We start from the raw sequence: 21860 nt of genomic DNA, 5'->3' as shown, positions 1-21860 counted from the left end.
GACTTTTCTCGCGGGCTCAACAGAGGCCCTTTCACCCGGCAAGACGGACACAATGGTCACCTATCTCGAAGCCGCCACGGCACCGCTCAGAAACACCGGCCAGATCCGCCTCTATGGCGAAGAAGGCTTTGCCGGCATGCGCAAGGCCTGCGATCTCACCGCGCGCTGCCTCGACGAACTGGTGTCGATCGTCGCGCCGGGCGTCACCACCGAAACCATCGACCGCTTCGTCTTCGAGTTCGGCATGGATCACGGCGCATTGCCGGCGACGCTCAACTATCGCGGCTACACCAAGTCGTCCTGCACCTCGATCAACCACGTCGTCTGCCATGGCATCCCCGACAGCAAGCCGTTGAAGGACGGCGACATCGTCAACATCGATGTCACTTACATCCTCGATGGCTGGCATGGCGATTCCTCGCGCATGTATCCGGTGGGCACGATCAAGCGCGCCGCCGAGCGCCTGCTCGAGGTCACGCATGAATGCCTGATGCGCGGCATCGCCGCGATCAGGCCCGGCGCCCGCACCGGCGCCATCGGCGCCGCCATCCAGACTTATGCCGAAGCCGAGCGCTGCTCGGTGGTGCGCGATTTCTGCGGCCACGGCGTCGGCCAGCTCTTTCACGATGCGCCGAACATCCTGCACTATGGCAGCGCCAGCGAGGGCGTCGAGATGCGGCCGGGCATGATCTTCACCGTCGAACCGATGATCAATCTCGGCCGGCCGCACGTAAAAGTGCTGTCGGATGGCTGGACGGCGGTGACACGCGACCGCTCGCTGTCGGCGCAGTACGAGCACACGATCGGCGTCACCGAGACCGGATGCGAGATTTTCACGCTGTCGCCAAAAAACCTCGACCGCCCCGGCCTGCCAGCATAGTGTTTGCGCGAGGGCCGGATCTTTCCGGTCAAGAAAATGCGGGCGGCCTATGGGAAAGACCAGCGACGATGACGAACGGATCTTCTTTCCCGAAACACCGATAAAACCGCTCGCGAAAGCCAATTCGGTCGATAAGTCGCCCGAAAAGCCGCACTATCTCGGCCATCGCGACCGCTTGCGCCAACGGTTTGCGGCCGGTTCCGACGCCCTCCCCGACTACGAATTGCTGGAACTCTTGCTGTTTCGCCTGATCCCCCGCGCCGACACCAAGCCCGTCGCCAAGGCATTGCTGGCACGCTTCGGCACGCTGGCGGAGGTGCTTGGCGCGCCCGTCGCACGGCTTGAGGAGGTTAGAGGTATCGGTCCGACGGTGGCGCTCGAGCTGAAGATCGTTGCCGCCACGGCCCAACGCGCGGCGCGCAGCGAGATCAAGGGCCGCGAGGTCTTGTCGTCCTGGACGCAGGTTCTCGGATACTGCCGGTCGGTCATGGCCTTCGAGGAGCGCGAGCAGTTCCGTATCCTGTTTCTCGACAAGAAGAACGCGCTGATCGCCGACGAGGTGCAGCAGGTCGGCACCGTCGACCACACGCCGGTCTATCCGCGCGAAGTGGTCAAGCGCGCGCTCGAACTCTCCGCCACCGCGATCATTCTGGCGCACAACCATCCGTCAGGCGACCCGACGCCGTCGCGCGCCGACATCGAGATGACCAAGCTGGTCATCGAGACGGCCAAACCGCTCGGCATCGCCGTCCACGATCACATCATCATCGGCAAGAAGGGTCATGCCAGCATGAAGGGCCTGCTGCTGATCTGACGCCCAGTCGCCTGATCCCGTCGGCACCATCCCGAACAGCCTCCTCACCCGCGACGGGGCGGCCTTTCACTATCCGGCAGAAAGCCGTGTTGTTCGGTGCCCCAGAAGGTTTTTTCTTCGCCGCAGCCTTCTTCTTCTTGGGTTCTTCCACATCATCGCCCTCGCGTTTTCGGCTGACGGGAAGACCGCACTAGAATTTCGACCGGAAATCGAGCTATGATGCATTTGGCATTTCCTGGGACGGCTTCGCGCCCTTGGAATGCCGGGAGGAACGGGATATGGCCATAGCGCTTGTACTCGTTTTGGTAGTTGTGGGCTCAGTGTTGTTCCACTTCCTGAGCCCATGGTGGTGGACGCCGATTGCCTCTAACTGGGACTATATCGACAACACCATCATCATCACCTTCTGGATCACCGGCGTCGTCTTCGCCGCCGTCGTCCTGTTCATGGCTTATTGCGTCTTCCGCTTCCGTCACCGGGAAGGCAACCAGGCGGCATATGAACCCGAGAACAAGCGTCTCGAATGGTGGCTGACGATCGTCACCGCAATCGGCGTCACCGCCATGCTGGTTCCCGGCCTGTTCGTCTGGAACCAGTTCGTCAGCGTCCCAAGCGACGCAACAGTGGTCGAAGTCGTCGGCCAGCAATGGCAGTGGAGTTTTCGCTTGCCCGGCAAGGACGGCAAGCTCGGAACATCCGACACCCGCAACGTCAGCCCTGAAAATCCCCTCGGCGTGAACGCCAGTGACGCCAGCGGCCAGGACGATGTCGTCGTCGAAGCTGCCGATCTGCATCTGCCGGTCGGCAAGCCGGTCAAGATGCTGCTCCGCTCGATCGATGTGCTGCACGATTTCTACGTGCCGGAATTCCGCGCCAAGATGGACATGATCCCGGGCTCGGTCACCTATTTCTGGTTCACCCCGACCAAGACCGGAACTTTTCAGGTCCTGTGTGCCGAGCTTTGTGGCCAGGGGCACCCGTTGATGAATGGCGTGGTCATGGTCGACACGCCGGAAGACTATCTGGCCTGGCTCGGCGAACAGCAGACTTTTGCGCAATTGTCGGCCCCCCAGCAGGTGGGCTCGGCAGATTAGACGCCGGCAAAGACGGCGATTTGGATTGAAATTGCGGCAGGGCTCGAAACTGTCGAGCCTGGCCGAAAAGGACACGGAGGTGTTCCTAGATGGTCGATGTCACACCTGCAGATTCGGTACCGCCGGCCGAAGTCGCGGAGATGGAACTCTATCATCCGCACAGTTGGTGGACGAAATACGTCTTTTCGCAGGACGCCAAGGTCATCGCCATCCAGTATTCGGCGACGGCCACGGCAATCGGCATGGTGGCGCTGGTGCTGTCCTGGATGATGCGGCTGCAGCTCGGCTTCCCCGGCACGTTCGACTTCATCACCCCGGAAGCCTACTACCAGTTCATCACCATGCACGGCATGATCATGGTGATCTACCTGCTCACGGCACTGTTCCTGGGCGGCTTCGGCAACTACCTGATCCCGCTGATGGTCGGCGCACGCGACATGGTCTTTCCCTATGTCAACATGCTGAGCTACTGGATCTACCTGCTCGCCGTGCTGGTCTTGGTCTCGAGCTTCTTTGCGCCCGGCGGACCGACCGGCGCCGGCTGGACGCTTTACCCGCCGCAGGCGATCATGACCGGCACACCAGGCGGCCAGGACTGGGGCATCATCCTGATGCTCGTCTCGCTGATCCTGTTCATCATCGGCTTCACCATGGGGGGCTTGAACTACGTCGTGACGGTGCTGCAGGCCCGCACGCGCGGCATGACGCTGATGCGCCTGCCGCTGACCGTCTGGGGTATCTTCACCGCGACAGTCATGGCGCTGCTCGCCTTCCCGGCGCTGTTTGTCGCCTGCGTGATGATGCTGTTCGACCGTGCGCTCGGCACCAGCTTCTTCATGCCGGCCATCGTCGAGATGGGCGAACAACTGCAGCACGGCGGCGGCAGCCCGATCCTGTTCCAGCATCTGTTCTGGTTCTTCGGCCACCCCGAGGTCTACATCGTGGCGCTGCCGGCCTTCGGCATCGTGTCCGACCTGATCAGCACCCATGCGCGCAAGAACATCTTCGGCTACCGGATGATGGTCTGGGCCATCGTCGGCATCGGCGCGCTGAGCTTCGTGGTCTGGGCGCACCACATGTATGTCAGCGGCATGCATCCCTATTTCGGCTTCTTCTTCGCCACCACGACACTGATCATTGCCGTCCCGACCGCGATCAAGGTCTACAATTGGGTGCTGACACTGTGGCGCGGCGACATCCACCTCACCGTGCCGATGCTTTTTGCGCTGGCCTTCATCGTCACCTTCGTCAATGGCGGGCTGACCGGACTGTTTCTCGGCAACGTCGTCGTCGACGTTCCGCTGTCGGACACGATGTTCGTCGTTGCCCATTTCCATATGGTCATGGGCGTCGCCCCGATCCTGGTGATCTTCGGGGCGATCTATCACTGGTACCCGAAGGTCACTGGCCGGATGCTGACCGAGGCCATGGGCCAGTTCCATTTCTGGGTCACCTTCCTCGGTGCCTATCTGATTTTCTTTCCCATGCACTACATCGGCCTGATGGGCGTGCCGCGCCGCTACCACGAACTGACCAACACGACGGTGATGACCGAGTCGGCCCACGATCTGAACGCGTTTATCAGCATCATGGCGTTCCTCGTCGGCTTTGCCCAAATCGTGTTCCTGTTCAATCTGATCTGGAGCATCCGCCACGGCCGCGAGGCCGGCGGCAATCCGTGGCGCGCCACGACGCTCGAATGGCAGACGTCGGAAACACCGCCCCCCCATGGCAATTTCGGCAAGGACCTGCCGATCGTCTATCGCTGGGCCTATGACTACAGCGTGCCGGGCGCCAAGGAGGATTTTATCCCGCAAAACGTGCCGGGCTCCTTCGGATCCTCCAGGGAGCCGGCATGAGCGTCATTCTGGTGTTCCTCCTCGTCATCGCCGGCTTTGCCGGATGGTGGCTTTCCCACCAGCGGCTGATGGCCAAGCCATGGCTCGAGCAAGGTTTGATCGGGGATACTATCGGCCTGGAAGGATCGGCGCTGCCGACCGCCAAGATCGGCCTCGGCGTCTTCCTCGCCGTCGTCGGCTGCCTGTTTGCGCTTTTCACCAGCGCCTACTTCATGCGCATGGCGCTGTCGGACTGGCAGGCGCTGCCGCTGCCGCGCGTGCTCTGGTTCAACACCGGCGTGCTGGTCCTGAGCAGCATCGCGCTGCAATGCGCCTCGGTCGCCGCGCGCCGGGGCGAGATCGACGCGGTCAGGCTCGGCCTCGTCACGGCTGGGCTCACCGCGCTTGCCTTCCTGGTTGGACAGCTTGTGGCTTGGCGGGAACTGACCGCCGACGGCTACTTGCTGACCGCCAATCCGGCCAACAGTTTTTTCTACCTGATAACCGGGATGCATGGGCTGCACATACTGGGCGGGCTGGTGGGCCTGGGCAGAACAACTGCCGTCGCCTGGAACGGAGCACGGCCGGAGCGGCTTCGCCTCAGTGTCGAACTGTGCGCCATGTACTGGCATTTCCTGCTTTTCGTCTGGCTCGCCATTTTTGCACTTCTGGCCGGCTGGGCCGCGACTTTTATCGAAATTTGCCGACAGCTGCTGACCTAGGAGGGCCGGACGGATGGCAGACACGACCGTGACGCATACCGGCCAAGCACAGGCGCGGCCGGCTGGCTTGCAAGGCGTCGCCGCCGACTGGTCCTCGGATCAGCGCGCGTTCAAGAACGTGTCCTGGGGCAAGGCCATGATGTGGATCTTCCTGCTCAGCGACACCTTCGTCTTCGGCTGCTTCCTGCTCTCCTACATGACCGCGCGCATGTCCACCCGAGTGCCGTGGCCCAATCCGAGCGAAGTCTTTGCCCTTCATATCGGCGGCTCGAATATTCCACTGATCCTTATCGCCATCATGACCTTCGTGCTGATCTCGAGCAGCGGAACGATGGCCATGGCGGTGAATTTCGGCTACCGCCGCGACCGCCGCAAAACGGCGATCCTGATGCTTTTGACCGCAGCACTCGGCGCGACTTTCGTCGGCATGCAGGCCTTCGAATGGACCAAGCTGATCTCCGAGGGGGTACGGCCCTGGGGCAATCCGTGGGGCGCGGCGCAGTTCGGGTCATCCTTCTTTATGATCACCGGCTTTCACGGCACCCATGTGACGTTCGGGGTGATCTTCCTGATCATCGTGGCGCGAAAGGTCTGGCGCGGAGATTACGAAACCGGCCGGCCCGGGTTCTTCACCAGCCGCAGGGGCAGCTACGAGCACGTCGAGATCATGGGACTCTACTGGCATTTCGTCGACTTGGTCTGGGTGTTCATTTTCGCATTCTTCTATCTTTGGTGAGAGGCAGACATGGCTTTGGTGAGAGGCAGATATGGCTGAAGCAACCGCAAACGGTCTGGGGCAACATACGCTGCACGGAACCCAAGCGCATGATGCGGCAGCAACCGGCATCGCCCCTGCGGAGGTTCATCAGGAGCACCCTATCAAGCTCTATCTGGTGGTCTGGGGATGGCTGTTCATCCTCAGCGCCTGCTCCTATCTGGTCGATTATGTCGGCCTCCAGGGCTATCTCAGATGGTCGCTGATCCTGATCTTCATGATGCTCAAGGCCGGGCTGATCGTCGCGGTCTTCATGCATATGGCCTGGGAACGGCTGGCGCTGACCTATGCGATCATATTGCCGCCGATCCTGGTGCTGGTGTTCGTGGCAATGATGGTCTTCGAATCGGAGTACACGCTTCTCACCCGGACGCTGTTTTTTGGGACCGAGCCCTGACGCGCAATCCGGGTTCGGGCAGCGTTTCCCGTCGGGGGCCGGAGGGGCTGTTCACGGCCCGCTCTGCCTTGCCTTGAAACGGTCGACAGCTGGCCCATTTTTGTCACCACCGGAAAACGACAGAAGGAGAACGATTTTCGTCGTTTCTCCGTCGCGAACTCCAGGAAGGGAGGCTCAAGATGACGATCGCAAACAGATTGAAGGACTTTATCGACGAGAAAGGAATTTCCTACGATACCGTCGAGCACCACCGCACGTCGACAAGCAGGCAGTCCGCCCTAGCGGCGCATGTGCCCGGCAGCATAATGGCCAAATCGGTGGTGGTTCACCACGACGGTGGCTATGCGCTGGCCGTGGTGCCCAGTACGCACAGGATCGAGCTCGGCACGTTGCAGGACGTGATGCACCAGCGTATCGGGCTCGCCTCCGAGGACGAGGTGGTTTCGCTCTTCGAGGATTGCGACACCGGCGCCATCCCGCCGATCGGCGCGGCCTACGATGTGCCGGTGATTGTCGATGAAAGCCTCGGCAATGCCGGCGATATCTATTTCGAGGGTGGCGACCACAGGACGCTCGTGCATGTCAGCGGCAAGGATTTCCGCAACCTGACCAGCGACGCACAACAAGCCCGCTTTAGCTATCCGGCTTACTAAACACTCTTGCCAACCTGCCGCAGCGGCCTCTCGCCGGTGCGGCAGGGCAGGATTTTTTCAGTCCGCCGGTCTGGTGGAGGCCGGCGATTCCACGACTTTCCGATAGACGTGCCAGGTGGCGTGACCGAGGATCGGCAGCACCACCGCCAGCCCGGCGAACACTGGCAGCGAGCCTATGATCAGGGCGACGGCGACAATCAGGCCCCAGACAGCCATGACGATCGGGTTCGCCAGGACCACCCGCACCGAGGTATGGATGGCTTCGTAGGCGCCGACGTCGCGGTCGAGCAACAACGGGAACGCGACGACCGTGGTGCACAACACGACCGCGGCGAAGACGAAGCCGATCGCGTGGCCAACGATAATCAGCGTCCAGCCGCGTCCGGTTGCGAATATTTCACTGATGAAGCTGGACAGTGATTCCGGCGGGGCCGAACCGAACACCTGCTGATAAAATATCTGCGCGGTCAACAACCAGGCGATGAAGATCGCAAGCAGCATGATCCCGACCGCCGCGATGGCCGGCAGCGCTGGAGAGTTCCTGACCTCGAAAGCGTGGCTCCATGAGGCGTCGAGCCCGGCCTCTCTCCGCCGGCTGATTTCATATAGGCCGAGCGCCGTGAATGGACCGATCAGCGCAAAACCAGATACCAGCGGAAACAACAGCGGCAACGCGTTGTTGCCCGACGTCCAGACAGCGAGCACGACGCCGACAAGCGGATAAATCAGGAAGAGGAAAACGATGTGCGACGGTTTGACCATGAAATCATCGACGCCACGCTTGAGCGCGTCGAAAAGGTCGGAAACGCCTATCTTTCGAATTCTGGTGTGCTCCAGCGTCTCGCTGGCGCCTGCAATCACGTGAAAACTTGCCATGACCATTCCTCCAGACCAGGTCCGGTAAAGGTCGCGATTTCACGGTGCTGTCGTTCAGCGTGACTGGCCACGCAAAACCGCGACCTGCACCATGATCAACATACGCTCTTGCATGGCATTTGTCGCCGCCCTTTGTCTGCGGGGACGGCTCCGTGATCCCGCTAGCTCTAACGGCCTTTCTTCGCTAGTCTCAAAGCTGGGTTGAAGGGTGAAGGTCATGGATGGAAAGACCGTTCTTATACTCGGCCTTGGCATAGTTATTCTGCTGGTGCTGGGATTCTGCGCAGTGCCAACGTGAGGTTTGGGCAGGTTCGGGCGCACCTCGTTCAGCAATCGCCGATTTTCAACCCGGCAAACAATCCGAGAACATCAGGATTCAATGCAGCCACGAGGCAGGTCATGCCGTCAATTTCCGGCTGACATGACGACACGCATTGCAACGGTATCGGCAAGCAGCATGGCAAAGATCGCGAAAAGATAGAATATCGAATAGGCAAATAGCGCCTTTGCGCGTTTCATCTCCCACCCTTCAGCCCACCTTTTGTCGACCAGAAGCTTCCAGGCATGCCAGATGAAACCCGCGCCCAATGCGGCCGAAACAATCCCGTACAATCCGCTCGCGAATCCGAAAGCCCAAGGCAGCACGCCGATTGGTGCCAGGATCAGCGAATAGACGAAGATTTGCTTTCTGGTCGAAACCTGGCCGGCCACGTTCGGCATCATCGGAATGCCGGCCGCAGCATAGTCGCCGATCTTGAACAGCGCGAGCGCCCAGAAGTGCGGCGGCGTCCAGAGGAAAATGATCAGAAACAGGACGAGACTTTCAACCCCGACGGCGCCGGTGGCGGCCGCCCACCCGATGACCGGAGGAAGCGCACCCGCGGCGCCGCCTATGACGATGTTCTGCGGCGTCGAGCGTTTCAGCCACATCGTGTAGATGACGACGTAGAAGAAGATGGTGAAGGCCAGCAGCGATGCGGCGAGCCACCCCACCAGCACGCCGAGCGTCATGATCGCAAGTACGGAAAGCACCAGGCCGAAGCCGAGCGCTTCGCCTGGCGTGACCCGGCCTGACGGGACCGGCCGCTTTGACGTGCGCGACATCAACGCGTCAATATCGGCATCGTACCACATGTTGAGTGCCCCGGCCGCGCCCGCTCCAACCGCAATTGCACCGATTGCAATCACGGCGATGACCGGATTCATCGCCCCGGGCGCCACCATCAGCCCGACGAAAGCGGTAAAAACAGCAAGCGCCATGACGCGTGGTTTCAGAAGCGCGAAGAAATCACTGACCGTCGCTTCAGAGATCTGGATACCGGTATCCTTGAGGCCGCTTTCCCGAGCCGACATTTCAGGCGACTACCGATTGGCACACGCAATCGGGCCGACCCCTCGGCCGACGGAAGAACCGGGTTTCTTCCTGGTGGACGAACCGGGTTACTTCCTGGCGGAAGAACCGGGTTACTTCCTGGCGGAAGAACCGGGTCATTTGGAGAATTGCTTCAGATAGGCGATGACGTTGGCGAGATCCTCGTCCTTCTTGAGGCCGGGAAACGCCATCTTCCCACCTTTGATCATGGCCTTGGGATCGCGAAGATAATTCGTCAGCGTGGCGTCGTCCCATTTGACGCCGGATGCGCCCGCCTCGGTCATGGCTTTAGAATACTTGAACCCCGGATGCGTGCCGGCCGTCCGGCCGATGACGCCGCTCAGCGACGGACCGACCTTGTTCTGGTCCTTGTCAACGACGTGACAAACCTTGCATTTGGCGAAGACCTTCTCACCTGCGGCGGCATCCTGTGCCTGGGATTGGCTCGTGACAAAGGTCGCAATGGACACGACTGCGAAAAACGCGATTGCACGCATGGCATATCCTCCCGATCGCCAAATCTGCCTTGGACGATCAGCGCGTACCGACACGGCATGCGCCCCTTCACGACAGAGCGGAATATCCGCGTCTCCCGCATGAAATTGCGGCATCTACATACCACAGAATCCGGCCGGCAGATAGAAGAAGTCGACCCGCGGGATCGCCGCAGAGGCGACGAGGCAGGCCGATCGGCGTCGAGCGCAATCGGAACGCATACCGGGTAATGGCGTTAGACCAGCTACGGTTAAACATCTGGAAGATCAAAAGATCAGAGAAGTGTCTATGAACGACAGGAGCGACCTGGAGGTGCGCCACGGCACCCGCACGATCGACGGCGAGACCGTCTTTTACAGAGAAGCAGGTCCTGAAACCGCGCCGGTGTTGCTGCTTCCGCATGGCTATCCGTGCTCATCCTTCCAATATCGCCGGCTGATGCCGGCGCTCGCCGATCGGTGGCGGACGGTCGCGCCGGATTTCCCCGGCTTTGGCTACAGTGGCGATCCGGCACGGTTCGGTTATGATTTTGATGCCTATGCAACGTTCCTGGAATGGTTCACCGACGCGCTGGAGCTCGGCAGCTACGCGCTATGGCTGCACGACTACGGCTCGCAGATCGGCCTGCGCCACGCCATAGCGCACCCATCGCGGATTAGGGCCCTGATCATCCAGAATGGCGACATCTACGCCGATGCTCTTGGCCCGAAGTATGAAACGATCCGGCGTTTCTGGCGTGACCCTTCGCCAGCGAACCGTGCGCCGCTCGAACAGGCGGTGAGCGAAGACGGCTTTCGCGCCGAGTTCGTAGGCGAAGTCGATGACGACGTCGCTCGACGTGTCCCGCCCGATCTGTGGAAATTGCATTGGCCGCTGATGGATACGCCTGTGCGCCGTGCGCTTTCAGTTGGACTGATGGAGAAGCTCAAGGCCAATCTCGACTGGTTCCCTCGCTACCAGGCATACCTGCGCGAGCAGCGGCCACCGGCAATGATCCTTTGGGGACCGAAGGACGAATACATGCCCGAGCCGGCAGCGCGCGCCTATCTGCGCGATCTCCCCGGGGCCGAACTGCATCTGCTGGACGACGCAGGGCACTGGCTGCTGGAGACACACTTCGAGGTCGCCCTGCCACTTGTACGACGGTTTCTGGGCAAGGTCCTGCGTTAATGCATATCGCGCAAAAGTGCGCAGCGGTTTTGCGATAACGACATGCATAAAAAAAGAACCGCACAACACCGCAGCGGATTCCGCCATCGCTGCCCCGTCCTCATGACAACCCATCGAGAGGAGCGCACTCCATGATCGACAACCCCACAATCGCCCGGATCTGGCGGGGAAGGACACGCCGTGATCTGGCGGACGCCTACGAGCCCTATCTACGCCGCGAAGGCATTCCGCCGCTTCAGGGGAAGGCACTTGGCGTGCAGTTGTTTCGCGAGGATCGTGAAGAAGAAACAGAGTTCGTGACGATCTCGTACTGGCCTGACGTCGAAGCCATGGCGAGCTTCACCGGCGGTGACCCGCACAAGATCCATCACCTGCCGCGCGACGAAGAGTTTCTCGTCGAGCTGCCCGAACGGGTCACCGTGATGCGGATCCTCGTCAATCAATTGCCGCGCGAATAGGGCGGCAGCGGCCTTGCGACGTCGGCGGCATCGAAAAAGGCCGCCTCGAGGGCGGCCTTTCACATCCAGCAGAATGCCGTGTTATTCGGCGTCCTTGGCAGCTTTCTTCTTCGGCGCGGGCTTCTTCTTGGGCTCTTCCGCATCGTCGGCCTTGTTGGCGTCGGCCTTCTTCGCTGCGGCTTTCTTGGCCGGCTTCGCCTTGGCCGTCTCGCTGTCCTCGTCGTCGGCCATCAGTTCTTCCTTGCTGACCTTGACGTCGGTGACCGAAATCTGGCTGAGCAGATGGTCGACCACCTTCTCCTCGAACAGCGGCGCGCGCAACGTGTTCAGCGCTTCGGGATTGCTGCGGTAGAATTCGAAGGCTTCCTGCTGCTGGTTGGCCGGATAGCGGCGCACCTGCTCGAGCAAGCCGCGCTGCAATTCCTCGTCCGACACGGTGACGCCGGCCTTCTCGCCGATTTCGGCGAGAACCAGGCCGAGACGCACACGGCGCTCGGCAAGCCGCATATATTCGGCGCGCGCCTCTTCTTCCGTCGTCTCCTCGTCGGCGAAGGTGCGGCCGGCGGCTTCCAGATCGCGGTTGACCTGGTTCCAGATGTTGTTGAACTCGGCCTCGACAAGCTTCGACGGCGCCTCGAACGAGTAGGCGGCATCGAGCTGGTCGAGCAGCTGGCGCTTGATCTTCTGGCGCGTCATCGAGCCGAACTGGTTCTCGATCTGACCGCGCACCACCTCACGCAGGCGCTCCAGCGACTCCAGGCCGAGATTCTTGGCCATTTCGTCGTTGATCTCCAACGCACCGGGCTGGGACACTTCCTTGACGGTGACGTCGAAGGTGGCTTCCTTGCCGGCAAGATGCGCCGCCTGGTAGTTTTCCGGGAATGTGACCGTGACCTGCCTCTCGTCGCCGGCCTTGCTGCCGATGAGCTGATCCTCGAAGCCGGGAATGAATTCCTTGGAGCCGAGCACCAGCGGCTGGTCCGTGCCGGCGCCGCCGCTGAAGGCTTCGCCATCGATCTTGCCGACATAGTCGATCGTCACGCGGTCGCCCTCGGCGGCCTTGCCGGTCTTGGGTTCGTAGGTGCGCGCCGATTCGGCGACACGCTTGACCTGCTCGTCGATTTCCGAATCCGGCACGTCGAACACCTGGCGCGTCACCTTGATGTCGGAGAAATCCTTGATCTCGATCGGCGGAATGATCTCGTAGTTCAGGCGGAACTCGAAGTCGGCGCCGCCGGCCAGGATCTTCTCGGCCTCCTTCTCGTCCTCGGTCATGATCACTTCGGGCTGCATGGCAGCCTTTTCGCCACGGCCGGTAATGATCGAACGGGTCGAATCGTTGAGGATCTCGTTGACCACTTCGGCCATGAACGACTTGCCATAGACCTTGCGCAGGTGCTGCACCGGCACCTTGCCGGGGCGAAAGCCGTTGATGCGGACCTTGGTCCTGGCATCTGAAAGCCGCGCCATCAGCTTGGCTTCCATGTCACCGGCCGGCACGGTGATCTTGATCTCGCGCTTGAGACCGGAGTTGAGCGTTTCGGTGACCTGCATCATAGAACCTTCGTTTCCGCAGCCAAACGGCTCTTGCCGTTTACAGCCTGCCGGTATGATCTTGCCGGGAATGGCTTTTGGTGCGGGACTTGGCGATCTGTCCACTCAACGCGGCTCAAAATCGTCCAGAAACACGCTCCAAAATGTGAATAAGTCTTTGTTTTTCCGACTTCTTATCACATTCTGCAGAAGTGGATCGTCGCATCCCGTCACATTCGACACGCCTTTTGTCACAGGCGCGGCCGATTTTCAACCATCTTCGCGTCTACAGCGCCGCGCGTTATCTTGGACGCGCACAGGAAGCTGGAGCACCTTGATTTTGGCGCATGATCCCCAAAAATACGATTTTTCGTTTTTCGGGATCATGCGCCGGCGAACGGCCGCTATTTTGACCGCGACATTGACAGAATGATGGCTCCTGCGGGGCACGCGGATGCGGCGGAATTGCTGGCCGCGCTGGATTTAGGTTCCACTCCGACTTGGCTCCCGCTGGTGTAGCTACCCGAAGTCGGCAGCCGCTCAGCGCAGCGGTCCTGACGCAGAGAAGCCCGCCACCTTGCGAGTGGCGGGCCGGCCGCGAGGCCAGGAGAGTGTTGTCAAAGCCTGTACGGCCGATGCGACACTCCCGTTTTGCGCAACAGTCTTCTCAGCGGCGTGCGATCAGCAAGCAAAGCTCACGCAGGTCGCGATCGTAGGTGCCGCCGCTCCCGAGCACATCGACGCAGCGCTTCTTCATCCGTATCAACTGGCTGCTGGACATCTGCGCGACCAGGCTCACGCCAGGAGTCCCGGGTGTTCCAGGAGTCGCGGGTGTGCCAGCAAGGGCCCCGTCGCCGAGGCCTACACCGACGCCGACCCCTGTCTCCCACCAACATTGGCACCCACACCCGCTGCAACGAGGCCGGTGCCGCCTACATTTGCGCCTGCGCCAGCAGTGATACCACTGGTGCCACCGGCATTGGCGCCCAGGCCGGCCGTGACGCCACGGGTGCCGCCGAGATTGGCACCCAGGCCAGCCGTGACGCCACGAGTGCCGCCGACATCGGCTCCGGCACCAGCGCTAACGCCCCTGCTGCCGCCGATCGATGCACCGGCGCCGGCATTCACCCCGCTTCGGCCGCCGATCGAAGCGCCGACACCCGCGATAATGCGTTTCTTGCCGCCTATCGATGCGCCGGCTCCCGTATTTACCCCGCGGCTACCGCCGATCGAAGCGCCGACTCCCGCATTGATGCCGCCACTGCCGCCGATCGAGGCGCCGAGACCGGCGTTTACGCCGCCTCGGCCGTCAACCGATGCGCCGGCGCCGACGCTAATGCCGCCTGCGCTGGCGGGAAAAGAAAGAGATAAAACAAGTGCACTACAGGCCAAAGCTGCGGCGAAGCTGTTAACGACGTTTGCCATGACACTCTCCTTTGGTAATTACCCCACAGCAGCAGTTTCAAATTTGCTACTTTAGCAATAACGAACCCAGAGAGTGTTTGAATCGCTAACACGAAACAATGTTTGCGGTCGTGACTTACGTGTAGAAAAAATATTCCGAATCAATTTGAAAGAATTTGAATACATCCTGGGCAAGAAGACCCGGCCGCCGACGAGTTCGTTCGCGCCGCCGTCGCCTACTTTGGACAGAAAGTCCGCGCCGTGGCCGCCGACGGCACCGCGAGGCCCAAAAACCTCGAAAATCTAAGTATTGAACTTGTGACACGGGTTGTGACATAGACATGTCACGGTGACACGAAGCCAGCGGGTATGGCGGAATTGGTAGACGCACCAGATTTAGGTTCTGGCGTGAGAACGTGGGGGTTCGAGTCCCTCTACCCGCACCACTGATCCGCTCGAACAGTGGACTAAGATTCCAGTACCGGAAGGCGTTGGGGTCGAGTCCGCCTGCGAGCCGATCACCGCCGGCATCGCCCTCGCGGCATCGAGGCAGCGGCGGTCACGAAAATCGTCATGTTTGATGCTGTCCGAGCCGGCCACGCTTTGCCAATTCTAATCCGGGCCAATTCTAATAAAGCGGTTCCTCGAACAGCGTCTTGTCGCCGTCCATCAGCGCCTTGATCTGCGCGGTACCGTTGGCCGCGATTGCAATACGGATGCCGAACGGCCGCAACCGCATGTCGTTCTGGATCGCCATCCCCTCGCCTTCCGGCAGATAGAAGCGCTCGATGCCGTAATCCGGCGCGATCGTCGTGGCTACGCTGAGATCCCAGCCTTCTGACACATGCCCGACGATATCGACTGCATCGGATGCTGCCGGCGCCGGCGCTTGCCCAAACCAGGCCGTGGTTGCGCCCCAATAGCCGTCGGCGCCCTGTCTCAGCCTGACCACGATCGGCGTATCGTTGCTCGTCAGCTTGCCGGTCGGAATGTTGGCGATCAGCTTCACCGGCAGGCGCGAAATATCATAGCTAAGTATAATGTAGTCGCCGCGCAGGAGATCGCGCGGATCGATCGGTTCGACCCTCAGCAGCACCTGCTTGCCGGCGCGCAGGATCGCCGCCCGGCCGGCGATGATCCAGCTCAGGAAGCCGATCTGGACGAGTGCCAGCACCAGCGCTGAAATGATCAGTTTTTTGCCGGTCATCATGCCGCTGCTCCTTCTACGCTCGGGAGCCTCATGCGCTTCTCCACGCGGAGGATGACAAGGGCAAGCAGGCCAAGAAGCACAGCAGCTGCAAGGAAGAAGCCTGCCGTGTCGAGCATCGACTGCAGCATCACCACATAGATGATGGCGAGTTCGAAGGCGAAGCCGGCATAGGCAACCCAGCGCAAGCCCCTGCTCTCGCGGCCGCCGAGCACGATTGCCGCGACAATGCCGGCAAGCGCAATGGCCGAGGCAATGCCGAAGCCGCTGTTATTGCTGTCACCGGCCAGTTCGAACTGGATCATCGCCAGGCCGGTGAGAAACCCGATCAGCGCGTGTAACGGCAACCTGCCACCGAGTTGCAAGACCCCGTCGACGGGCTCGGCAGCGAAGATCGCAGCCGCGAAAAGCAGCGCCGACACGACAATGAGCGGGACGGCGACCTGCAGCGTTTCGTATTCCGTAAACAACAGCACGAGATAAAAGATGACCGACAGGATGATCAGATGCCGCGCCGCCTGGCTGCGGGTCCAGAACGAAATGGCGAACAACCCGATCGCCATGACGACGAAGAGGTGCGGAAATTCCGTGCGCCTGAAATAGTCGAACCCTCTCAGGAACAGCCATGCGTCGGCAATGCCGACAGAAGCGACGGTCAGCGGGTTCGAGCGCAGCGCAACTGCCGCCAGGGCGGTGCCCGCGCCCCAGGTGATCAACGCCGACGCTTCGTCGCCTGACAAATGATACATCTGGCCGATCAGCGCGATCGATCCGCCGAATGCCGCCGCGGCGACGATCCAGAGTGCCTCGCCGATTGCAGCATGGTCGCGTGTCTTCAGAACGGCGCCGCCGACATAGCCGGCGAAGATGATGGCGAAGAGCGCTGCCACCCGCGCCAGTCGCGGGATGGCTTCCCAGTTGGCGGCGACGAAAATCAGCACGGCCGCACCAAAAAGCAGCGCCGCCATCATCGCCAGGATCGAGCCGAAGCTCAGTGATTTGCGCTCATTGGCCTCGACGTCGCGCGTCAGCGCGTCGGCCGTTGAGGCGTCGATCAGGCCAGCCTGCAGCCATCGTGTAATATCGGCCCTGACCCGCGACGAATAGCTCGCCATGCCTTTCTCCCCCAGCTTGGTCGTTTCTTCAGCCGACCCGGACAAACCGTTGACGCTACGGCATTTTCCGATTCGGGCCTATCTCTGTCGAACACGAGAATTGCCGGTGATTGTGCATTGCACAATTTGCATTGCTGCTATGCACCAATAGCGCTTTTAAATCGATATGACCCGACCTATCTTCATGGCGTACACAAAGACGGAATGATCCGGAAGAAAGACGAAACGAGAATACCATGAACCTGATCCGCAACTACCGCAACTGGCGCCGCTACCGGGACACCGTTTCCGAGCTGAGCCGCCTGAGCAACCGTGAACTGACCGACCTCGGCATCAGCCGCAGCGACATCCACTACGTCGCCCGCAAGGCGGTCTAATCCTCTTCGGACCGCAAATGGTCCGAACCAGTTTGACTTGAAAAGAGAACGACAATGAACCTGATCCGCAACTATCGTAACTGGCGCGTTTATCGCTCGACGGTTACCGAGCTGGGTCGCCTTTCGAACCGCCAGCTGCATGATCTCGGCATCGTCCGCGAAGAGATCAAGAGCATCGCCCGCAAGGCGATCTAGTCAGAATTTCGCCAGGGTCGACCTCCTCCCCGACCCTGACGGATACGGTCAGCCTTCACCTCCTCCCGAGGGTTGACCACAAAAACGGCGCCCGCCGCACCTCCTCCCGCGGCGGGCGCTGTTTCCCCAAGGCGAAGCGATTTCGTCCAAAAGGGTTTCGCCCCCTTTCATCAGGCGAAAGGAATTTCGTCAAAGCCGACCTCCTCCCCGGCGATGGCGAATACGGTCGATCTTCACCTCCTCCCGAGGATCGACCAGCAAAACGACACCCGCCGGATCCTCCCCCGGCGGGTGTTGTTGTTTTTCAGGGTCGACTCACACTCTGAGAATCGTTCTGGGAATTCGTCCTGGCGGGCAAGTCCCTGTCGTCAGTCGAGCGCACCGCTTTCCAGCACGCCCCTCTTCTTCCACTGGCTGAGCGGAAAAATGTCCGGTGCGCCGCCCATCGGCGCATACCAGGAATCCACCACCCACTCGGTGCCTCTGCGGTCGCTGATCACCGCCGTCCAATGGGGATAGCGCCCGTCGACAAACAAGCCTCGCGAGGCCTTGTCCTCGACCTTGTGGAACCTGAGCAATTTTCGCTCGGCAAGATAAACCAGCAGCGCATGGGTATTGGTCGATTCGTCGACACAATCCATCTGGCCCCTGATGCGCGATGCGCCGAATTCCGACTGCGGCAGATCGCGAATGCCGGTGGCCCGGAAAATGCGCTGCTCGAAATAGCGAACAGCCTTCGAAATAGCCGCACGCTCGGCTTGGGGCGAACCGGCGCCGGCACGCAGGATAGAGCGGAAACGCGCGCCGTCACCGGGGCCAAGCGCCAGCATCGTGCGATAGTTGCAACTGTAGCCGTGGCAGATGGGGATCCGCTTGGAAGCCGTCGCAGCCAGTTCGCCGGCGGCCGCTGATCCGCCCACGGCGATCACGACTGTCAGAAATGTCGCTCTGGCAAAGATCCCAAGCATCCCGTCCATTCTCCGACAGTAGACGATTGCCGCGCTTGGCGGCAACAACGCGACCGGCTCGTGTAATTGCAATCGCAGCTACAAAGGATTATTTCGGCGCTCATGAACAAGAATCCCATTCACGTCATCGGCGGTGGCTTGGCCGGTTCTGAAGCCGCCTGGCAGGCGGCCGAAGCCGGCGTTCCCGTCGTGCTGCATGAAATGCGTCCCATCCGCGGCACCGATGCGCACAAGACGGATGGATTGGCCGAACTCGTCTGTTCCAATTCCTTCCGCTCCGACGATGCGCAGAGCAACGCCGTCGGCCTGCTGCACGCCGAAATGCGGCTGGCCGGTTCGCTGATCATGAGCGCCGGCGACGCGCACCAGGTGCCGGCCGGCGGAGCGCTGGCTGTCGACCGCGACGGGTTTTCCGGAGCGGTGACAAGAAAGCTCGAAGCGCACCCGCTCATCACCATCCAGCGCGAGGAAGTGCTCGGCCTGCCGCCGGCGGATTGGGACCAGGCGATCATCGCCACCGGCCCGCTGACCGCACCTGGGCTCGCCCAATCGATCGCGGAAGTGACCGGCGCCGATGCGCTCGCCTTCTTCGACGCCATCGCGCCGATCGTCCATTTCGACACGATCGACATGGACATCTGCTGGTTCCAGTCGCGCTACGACAAGGTCGGACCTGGCGGCACCGGCAAGGATTACATCAACTGTCCGATGGACAAGGAGCAATATCTTGCCTTCGTGCAGGCGCTTGTCGACGGCCAAAAGACCGAATTCAAGCAATGGGAAGGCACGCCCTATTTCGACGGCTGCCTGCCGATCGAGATCATGGCCGAGCGCGGCGTCGAGACGCTGCGCCATGGGCCGATGAAGCCGATGGGGCTGACCAATGCGCACAATCCGTCGGTAAAGGCCTATGCCGTCGTGCAGCTTCGCCAGGACAATGCGCTGGGCACGCTCTACAACATGGTCGGTTTCCAGACCAAGCTGAAGCACGCCGAGCAGGTGCGCGTGTTCCGCACCATCCCGGGCCTCGAAAACGCCGAGTTTGCCCGCCTCGGCGGCCTGCACCGCAACACCTATATCAATTCGCCGACGTTGCTTGACCAATCGCTGCAGTTGAAATCACGGCCCGGCCTGCGCTTCGCCGGCCAGATCACCGGCTGCGAGGGCTATGTCGAAAGTGCCGCCATCGGCCTGCTTGCCGGGCGCTTTGCCGCCGCCGAGCGGTTGGGGCACGCGCCGGCGCTGCCGCCGATGACCACAGCCTTTGGCGCGCTGCTCAACCATATTACCGGCGGTCACATCGTTTCCGACGACGAGCCGGGAAAGCGCTCATTCCAGCCGATGAACATCAATTTCGGCTTGTTCCCTCCGGTGGAAGCGCCGAAAGCCGAGGGAAAACGCCTGCGCGGCAAAGACAAGACCGTCGCCAAGCGGCGTGCGGTGACATCGCGCGCGCTGGCTGACTGCCGCGAATGGCTGGGGCTGGCATCATCGGGGGCGGAAGCGGCGGAATAGTCCGCCTGTCTGTTCTTGTCGATCGGGCGACAGGGGAGTAGGATAGTATCCTACCATCATAGGGAGCAATTCCGTGGAACCCGCCGAGAAACTGTCCGTCACCGTCACGCCCGCCATGGCGCGCATGATCCGCGAAAAAGTCGAGGACGGCTCCTTCGGATCGGCGAGCGAGGTCATCCGCGCAGCCCTTCGCGCCTTCCAGCGCGAGGAGGAAGAGCATGCCGAGCGCATGGCGTCGATCAGGGCGCGCGTAAAGGCATCGATCGAAGATACAAGGCCGGGATATTCGGGAGAAGAGGTTCGCGCTCACCTTCGGGGATTCGTCGCCCGACATTCGAGCCGTTCTGATGATTCAGCGGCTTGAAGTCGAGTATCGAGAAACCGCCAGGAATGATCTGGCCGACATTTTCAGGAACATCGTAAAGGCCGGCGGAAGTCCGGAAGTTGCGCTGAAATTCGTCTTGCGTATCGAAGACCGCTGCCAGAGCATGGCAATGCGCCTCGTGGTGGCCGGTTGCGCGATGACATTGCGCCGGGATTGCGAACAGTGCCGTTCGAGCCCTCCGCCATCATCGCCTACATTGTCAGCGACGATCTCTCCGCATCGTCAACATCTTCTATGGCGGTCGCGACTACGAGACGCTGATGCGCGATGGCGAATCGAGTGATCCATCGTGATCGTCACGCACCGAGCTCAATGAGCGCGGTGGCAGTTCCGGCTTTGCGTTCCTCCGCGGATTCCTTCATCCTTGTCAGCTTTCAGGCTCCGGCCAGCCTCGCGTTGCGCGGCGCAACAGCAGAAAATGCCGGCGCCAGGCCGAGAGCCGTGCCACGTCGTTCAGAGGTGACTGACGAGAACTTTCCATCTTTCCGAGATAGGCACGCGACAAGGCCAGCGGCAAAAATGCTGGTCTGAGCGAATCCGGCAACGACGATGCGCCCTGCTCGAATGCCGCCAGATGTTCTTGCGCCAGCGCGATCATCGCGGCGACGGCGCGTTGTGCTCCAGGCCCGTCATCGCCCGCAACGAACTCCTCGGACGACGACCCTGCCGCAGCCAGAATGTCGGCCGGGACAAAGCATTGCCCACGCTTGCGATGCAGCGGCAGCAGCAGCAAAAGGCCGGTCATCGCTTGTGCACAACCTGCCCTGCCCGCAAGTTCGGCAAACTGCGGTGCTGCGACGGGATCGAGCACGATCGCTGCAAGCTGGATGAGCGCCGCTGCGGTCTCGCCGCAATAGCCTTCCAGATCGGTGCGCGACGGCATGGGGTCGTCATAGAGATCGAAAATACGGGCTTCGAGCATGTTCTCGAAGGCGGGCTTCGGCAGGTGGTGGGCGGAAATCGTCGCCTTCAACGCGTCGGCGACGGGATGGCCGGTGCCTACCCCGGCGTCCTCGGCTGCGATGACATCGCGCCACCATTGCAGTCGCACTTCCCCCGGCAGTGCCTCCCGGATACGGTCGCGAATGCCTGATATCTCGGCATTGAAGGCATAGAGCGAAAACAGCGCGTCACGCTTGTCCTCGGGCGCATAGAGTGCGCAAACATAGCGGTCATGATCGGTGGCGCGCACCGTTTCCATGACGATTTTGGCGTTTTCGCTCACGTCACTCGACGGCAATCAGTGCGGCGGCCACCGCACGGTTTTCCGCCAGAAGAACATTGTAGGTCCGCACGGCAGCACCAGTCGACATCGGATCGGCCGCAATGCCCGCCGCCTTCAGCGCAGCACGCAGCGCCGCCGGCAACGGCCTGAGATCCTTGCCGGCGCCGACCAGCAGGATCTCGACCTGGTCAGCCTCGTTGAGCAGCTTGGTGAAATCCGCCGCCGTCAGTGCCAGGGGATCAGCCGGCTCCCAGCCATAGATACCCGACGGCAGGCATAGGAGCGAGCCGCGATGCGACATGTCGGCGAAACGAAACCCGCCATTGCCATAGGCCTCGATCGGCGCACGGCCGGGGAAATGCGCTTCACGGATGACAATACCTTTGGTCATC

26 protein-coding genes and 1 tRNA gene are annotated in these 21860 nt (G+C 61.2%); 16 read left to right on the top strand and 11 right to left on the bottom strand.

Annotation, left to right across the window (positions count from 1 at the left end; translation table 11 throughout):
• Window positions 1-52: 52 nt before the first annotated feature.
• The 8 genes from map to M727_RS0134060 all read left to right on the top strand — a co-directional run bounded on the left by map (window position 53) and on the right by M727_RS0134060 (window position 7173).
• Entirely contained in the window at window positions 53-880 is an 828-nt protein-coding gene (map, locus tag M727_RS0134095) for a type I methionyl aminopeptidase (RefSeq protein WP_027156242.1), read from the top strand.
• Between the two features lie 49 nt (window positions 881-929).
• Complete coding sequence (gene radC, locus M727_RS0134090; protein ID WP_027156241.1) at window positions 930-1694, top strand: DNA repair protein RadC; 765 nt, start codon at window positions 930-932, stop codon at window positions 1692-1694.
• A 278-nt stretch (window positions 1695-1972) separates the two neighbouring features.
• Entirely contained in the window at window positions 1973-2788 is an 816-nt protein-coding gene (gene coxB, locus M727_RS0134085; RefSeq protein ID WP_027156240.1) for a cytochrome c oxidase subunit II, read from the top strand.
• 89 nt (window positions 2789-2877) lie between these two features.
• The gene (ctaD, locus tag M727_RS0134080; protein WP_027156239.1) at window positions 2878-4647 is read left to right on the top strand and encodes a cytochrome c oxidase subunit I; all 1770 of its coding nucleotides are present in this window, start codon (window positions 2878-2880) and stop codon (window positions 4645-4647) included.
• A complete protein-coding gene (locus tag M727_RS0134075) occupies window positions 4644-5348 on the top strand; it encodes a cytochrome c oxidase subunit 3 (protein ID WP_027156238.1) in 705 nt (234 codons plus the stop codon). The genes ctaD and M727_RS0134075 overlap by 4 nt, the downstream gene beginning before the upstream one ends.
• Before the next feature lie 13 nt (window positions 5349-5361).
• Window positions 5362-6084 carry a heme-copper oxidase subunit III family protein gene (locus tag M727_RS0134070; RefSeq protein WP_027156237.1) on the top strand — a complete coding sequence of 241 codons (723 nt, stop codon included), beginning with the start codon at window positions 5362-5364 and terminating at the stop codon, window positions 6082-6084.
• A 31-nt stretch (window positions 6085-6115) separates the two neighbouring features.
• Window positions 6116-6520: a cytochrome C oxidase subunit IV family protein gene (locus M727_RS0134065; RefSeq protein WP_051505866.1), complete on the top strand. Its 405-nt coding sequence runs from the start codon at window positions 6116-6118 to the stop codon at window positions 6518-6520.
• A 179-nt stretch (window positions 6521-6699) separates the two neighbouring features.
• Window positions 6700-7173, top strand: a complete 474-nt coding sequence (locus tag M727_RS0134060) for an aminoacyl-tRNA deacylase (protein ID WP_023802548.1) — start codon at window positions 6700-6702, stop codon at window positions 7171-7173.
• A gap of 57 nt (window positions 7174-7230) precedes the next feature.
• Here M727_RS0134060 and M727_RS0134055 read toward each other — a convergent pair whose 3' ends face one another.
• From M727_RS0134055 to M727_RS0134045, 3 genes are all read right to left on the bottom strand, one after another.
• A complete protein-coding gene (locus tag M727_RS0134055; RefSeq protein WP_027156235.1) occupies window positions 7231-8049 on the bottom strand; it encodes a DUF2189 domain-containing protein in 819 nt (272 codons plus the stop codon).
• Window positions 8050-8454: 405 nt separating this feature from the next.
• A complete protein-coding gene (locus M727_RS0134050; RefSeq protein ID WP_027156234.1) occupies window positions 8455-9402 on the bottom strand; it encodes a heme o synthase in 948 nt (315 codons plus the stop codon).
• A gap of 135 nt (window positions 9403-9537) precedes the next feature.
• Window positions 9538-9918 (bottom strand): cytochrome c family protein, encoded by a 381-nt coding sequence (locus tag M727_RS0134045; RefSeq protein WP_027156233.1) that lies wholly within the window; start codon window positions 9916-9918, stop codon window positions 9538-9540.
• Window positions 9919-10204: 286 nt separating this feature from the next.
• On the opposite strand from M727_RS0134045, the gene M727_RS0134040 reads away from it, so the two are divergent.
• Together M727_RS0134040 and M727_RS0134035 are read left to right on the top strand one after the other, a co-directional pair.
• On the top strand, window positions 10205-11086 hold the full coding sequence (locus M727_RS0134040) for an alpha/beta hydrolase (RefSeq protein WP_036264493.1): 882 nt from the start codon (window positions 10205-10207) through the stop codon (window positions 11084-11086).
• 131 nt (window positions 11087-11217) lie between these two features.
• Window positions 11218-11544 (top strand): hypothetical protein, encoded by a 327-nt coding sequence (locus M727_RS0134035; RefSeq protein ID WP_027156231.1) that lies wholly within the window; start codon window positions 11218-11220, stop codon window positions 11542-11544.
• Between the two features lie 81 nt (window positions 11545-11625).
• Here the strand turns inward: M727_RS0134035 and tig are convergent, their stop codons facing one another.
• On the bottom strand, window positions 11626-13098 hold the full coding sequence (tig, locus tag M727_RS0134030) for a trigger factor (RefSeq protein WP_027156230.1): 1473 nt from the start codon (window positions 13096-13098) through the stop codon (window positions 11626-11628).
• On the opposite strand from tig, the gene M727_RS42160 reads away from it, so the two are divergent.
• Window positions 13076-13510, top strand: coding sequence for a hypothetical protein (locus M727_RS42160; RefSeq protein ID WP_156941737.1), 435 nt, complete (start codon window positions 13076-13078; stop codon window positions 13508-13510). The two genes, tig and M727_RS42160, sit on opposite strands and share 23 nt — an antisense overlap.
• A gap of 234 nt (window positions 13511-13744) precedes the next feature.
• Here the strand turns inward: M727_RS42160 and M727_RS43935 are convergent, their stop codons facing one another.
• Window positions 13745-13876, bottom strand: a complete 132-nt coding sequence (locus tag M727_RS43935; protein ID WP_280944206.1) for a hypothetical protein — start codon at window positions 13874-13876, stop codon at window positions 13745-13747.
• A gap of 62 nt (window positions 13877-13938) precedes the next feature.
• Complete coding sequence (locus M727_RS38855) at window positions 13939-14502, bottom strand: hypothetical protein (protein WP_051505865.1); 564 nt, start codon at window positions 14500-14502, stop codon at window positions 13939-13941.
• Window positions 14503-14844: 342 nt separating this feature from the next.
• Between M727_RS38855 and M727_RS0134015 the strand changes: the two genes are divergently transcribed.
• Window positions 14845-14927, top strand: a tRNA-Leu gene (locus tag M727_RS0134015).
• A gap of 182 nt (window positions 14928-15109) precedes the next feature.
• On the opposite strand, the gene M727_RS0134010 is transcribed toward M727_RS0134015, so the two are convergent.
• Window positions 15110-15691, bottom strand: a complete 582-nt coding sequence (locus tag M727_RS0134010) for a GDYXXLXY domain-containing protein (RefSeq protein WP_027156229.1) — start codon at window positions 15689-15691, stop codon at window positions 15110-15112.
• Window positions 15688-16803 (bottom strand): DUF2157 domain-containing protein, encoded by a 1116-nt coding sequence (locus tag M727_RS0134005; RefSeq protein ID WP_027156228.1) that lies wholly within the window; start codon window positions 16801-16803, stop codon window positions 15688-15690. The genes M727_RS0134010 and M727_RS0134005 overlap by 4 nt, the downstream gene beginning before the upstream one ends.
• A gap of 236 nt (window positions 16804-17039) precedes the next feature.
• Between M727_RS0134005 and M727_RS41215 the strand changes: the two genes are divergently transcribed.
• Window positions 17040-17180: a DUF1127 domain-containing protein gene (locus M727_RS41215; RefSeq protein WP_006335194.1), complete on the top strand. Its 141-nt coding sequence runs from the start codon at window positions 17040-17042 to the stop codon at window positions 17178-17180.
• A gap of 54 nt (window positions 17181-17234) precedes the next feature.
• The gene (locus M727_RS41210) at window positions 17235-17375 is read left to right on the top strand and encodes a DUF1127 domain-containing protein (RefSeq protein ID WP_023802557.1); all 141 of its coding nucleotides are present in this window, start codon (window positions 17235-17237) and stop codon (window positions 17373-17375) included.
• Between the two features lie 368 nt (window positions 17376-17743).
• On the opposite strand, the gene M727_RS0133990 is transcribed toward M727_RS41210, so the two are convergent.
• Entirely contained in the window at window positions 17744-18343 is a 600-nt protein-coding gene (locus M727_RS0133990; RefSeq protein WP_027156227.1) for a hypothetical protein, read from the bottom strand.
• Window positions 18344-18445: 102 nt separating this feature from the next.
• Here M727_RS0133990 and trmFO point away from each other — a divergent pair, with 102 nt between their 5' ends.
• The gene (trmFO, locus tag M727_RS0133985; RefSeq protein WP_027156226.1) at window positions 18446-19858 is read left to right on the top strand and encodes a methylenetetrahydrofolate--tRNA-(uracil(54)-C(5))-methyltransferase (FADH(2)-oxidizing) TrmFO; all 1413 of its coding nucleotides are present in this window, start codon (window positions 18446-18448) and stop codon (window positions 19856-19858) included.
• Window positions 19859-19931: 73 nt separating this feature from the next.
• Complete coding sequence (locus tag M727_RS0133980) at window positions 19932-20222, top strand: type II toxin-antitoxin system ParD family antitoxin (protein ID WP_027156225.1); 291 nt, start codon at window positions 19932-19934, stop codon at window positions 20220-20222.
• A 388-nt stretch (window positions 20223-20610) separates the two neighbouring features.
• Here M727_RS0133980 and M727_RS0133975 read toward each other — a convergent pair whose 3' ends face one another.
• Both M727_RS0133975 and M727_RS0133970 read right to left on the bottom strand, forming a co-directional pair.
• Window positions 20611-21468, bottom strand: a complete 858-nt coding sequence (locus tag M727_RS0133975; RefSeq protein WP_027156224.1) for a phytoene/squalene synthase family protein — start codon at window positions 21466-21468, stop codon at window positions 20611-20613.
• Window position 21469: 1 nt separating this feature from the next.
• Window positions 21470-21859 carry an Mth938-like domain-containing protein gene (locus M727_RS0133970; protein WP_027156223.1) on the bottom strand — a complete coding sequence of 130 codons (390 nt, stop codon included), beginning with the start codon at window positions 21857-21859 and terminating at the stop codon, window positions 21470-21472.
• Between the last annotated feature and the right edge of the window lies 1 nt (window position 21860).

The organism is Mesorhizobium sp. WSM2561, from assembly GCF_000513915.1.
Classification (GTDB): Bacteria; Pseudomonadota; Alphaproteobacteria; order Rhizobiales; family Rhizobiaceae; genus Mesorhizobium; species Mesorhizobium muleiense.
Note: the sequence above shows the minus strand (reverse complement) of the source record. Positions and strands in the feature narration are given on the sequence as shown.

Bases quoted from the DNA above. Each gene is read 5' to 3' on its own strand.
- M727_RS0134035 (WP_027156231.1), top strand. From the start codon at position 11,218: ATGATCGACAACCCCACAATCGCCCGGATCTGGCGGGGAAGGACACGC.
- M727_RS0134050 (WP_027156234.1), bottom strand. From the start codon at position 9,402: ATGTCGGCTCGGGAAAGCGGCCTCAAGGATACCGGTATCCAGATCTCT.
- trmFO (WP_027156226.1), top strand. From the start codon at position 18,446: ATGAACAAGAATCCCATTCACGTCATCGGCGGTGGCTTGGCCGGTTCT.
- ctaD (WP_027156239.1), top strand. From the start codon at position 2,878: ATGGTCGATGTCACACCTGCAGATTCGGTACCGCCGGCCGAAGTCGCG.
- M727_RS0133970 (WP_027156223.1), bottom strand. From the start codon at position 21,859: ATGACCAAAGGTATTGTCATCCGTGAAGCGCATTTCCCCGGCCGTGCG.
- radC (WP_027156241.1), top strand. From the start codon at position 930: ATGGGAAAGACCAGCGACGATGACGAACGGATCTTCTTTCCCGAAACA.
- M727_RS0134040 (WP_036264493.1), top strand. From the start codon at position 10,205: ATGAACGACAGGAGCGACCTGGAGGTGCGCCACGGCACCCGCACGATC.
- tig (WP_027156230.1), bottom strand. From the start codon at position 13,098: ATGCAGGTCACCGAAACGCTCAACTCCGGTCTCAAGCGCGAGATCAAG.
- map (WP_027156242.1), top strand. From the start codon at position 53: ATGGTCACCTATCTCGAAGCCGCCACGGCACCGCTCAGAAACACCGGC.
- M727_RS0133990 (WP_027156227.1), bottom strand. From the start codon at position 18,343: ATGCTTGGGATCTTTGCCAGAGCGACATTTCTGACAGTCGTGATCGCC.
- M727_RS41215 (WP_006335194.1), top strand. From the start codon at position 17,040: ATGAACCTGATCCGCAACTACCGCAACTGGCGCCGCTACCGGGACACC.
- coxB (WP_027156240.1), top strand. From the start codon at position 1,973: ATGGCCATAGCGCTTGTACTCGTTTTGGTAGTTGTGGGCTCAGTGTTG.
- M727_RS41210 (WP_023802557.1), top strand. From the start codon at position 17,235: ATGAACCTGATCCGCAACTATCGTAACTGGCGCGTTTATCGCTCGACG.
- M727_RS0134010 (WP_027156229.1), bottom strand. From the start codon at position 15,691: ATGATGACCGGCAAAAAACTGATCATTTCAGCGCTGGTGCTGGCACTC.
- M727_RS0134075 (WP_027156238.1), top strand. From the start codon at position 4,644: ATGAGCGTCATTCTGGTGTTCCTCCTCGTCATCGCCGGCTTTGCCGGA.
- M727_RS0134060 (WP_023802548.1), top strand. From the start codon at position 6,700: ATGACGATCGCAAACAGATTGAAGGACTTTATCGACGAGAAAGGAATT.
- M727_RS0134065 (WP_051505866.1), top strand. From the start codon at position 6,116: ATGGCTGAAGCAACCGCAAACGGTCTGGGGCAACATACGCTGCACGGA.
- M727_RS0134045 (WP_027156233.1), bottom strand. From the start codon at position 9,918: ATGCGTGCAATCGCGTTTTTCGCAGTCGTGTCCATTGCGACCTTTGTC.
- M727_RS0134070 (WP_027156237.1), top strand. From the start codon at position 5,362: ATGGCAGACACGACCGTGACGCATACCGGCCAAGCACAGGCGCGGCCG.
- M727_RS38855 (WP_051505865.1), bottom strand. From the start codon at position 14,502: ATGGCAAACGTCGTTAACAGCTTCGCCGCAGCTTTGGCCTGTAGTGCA.
- M727_RS0134005 (WP_027156228.1), bottom strand. From the start codon at position 16,803: ATGGCGAGCTATTCGTCGCGGGTCAGGGCCGATATTACACGATGGCTG.
- M727_RS0134055 (WP_027156235.1), bottom strand. From the start codon at position 8,049: ATGGCAAGTTTTCACGTGATTGCAGGCGCCAGCGAGACGCTGGAGCAC.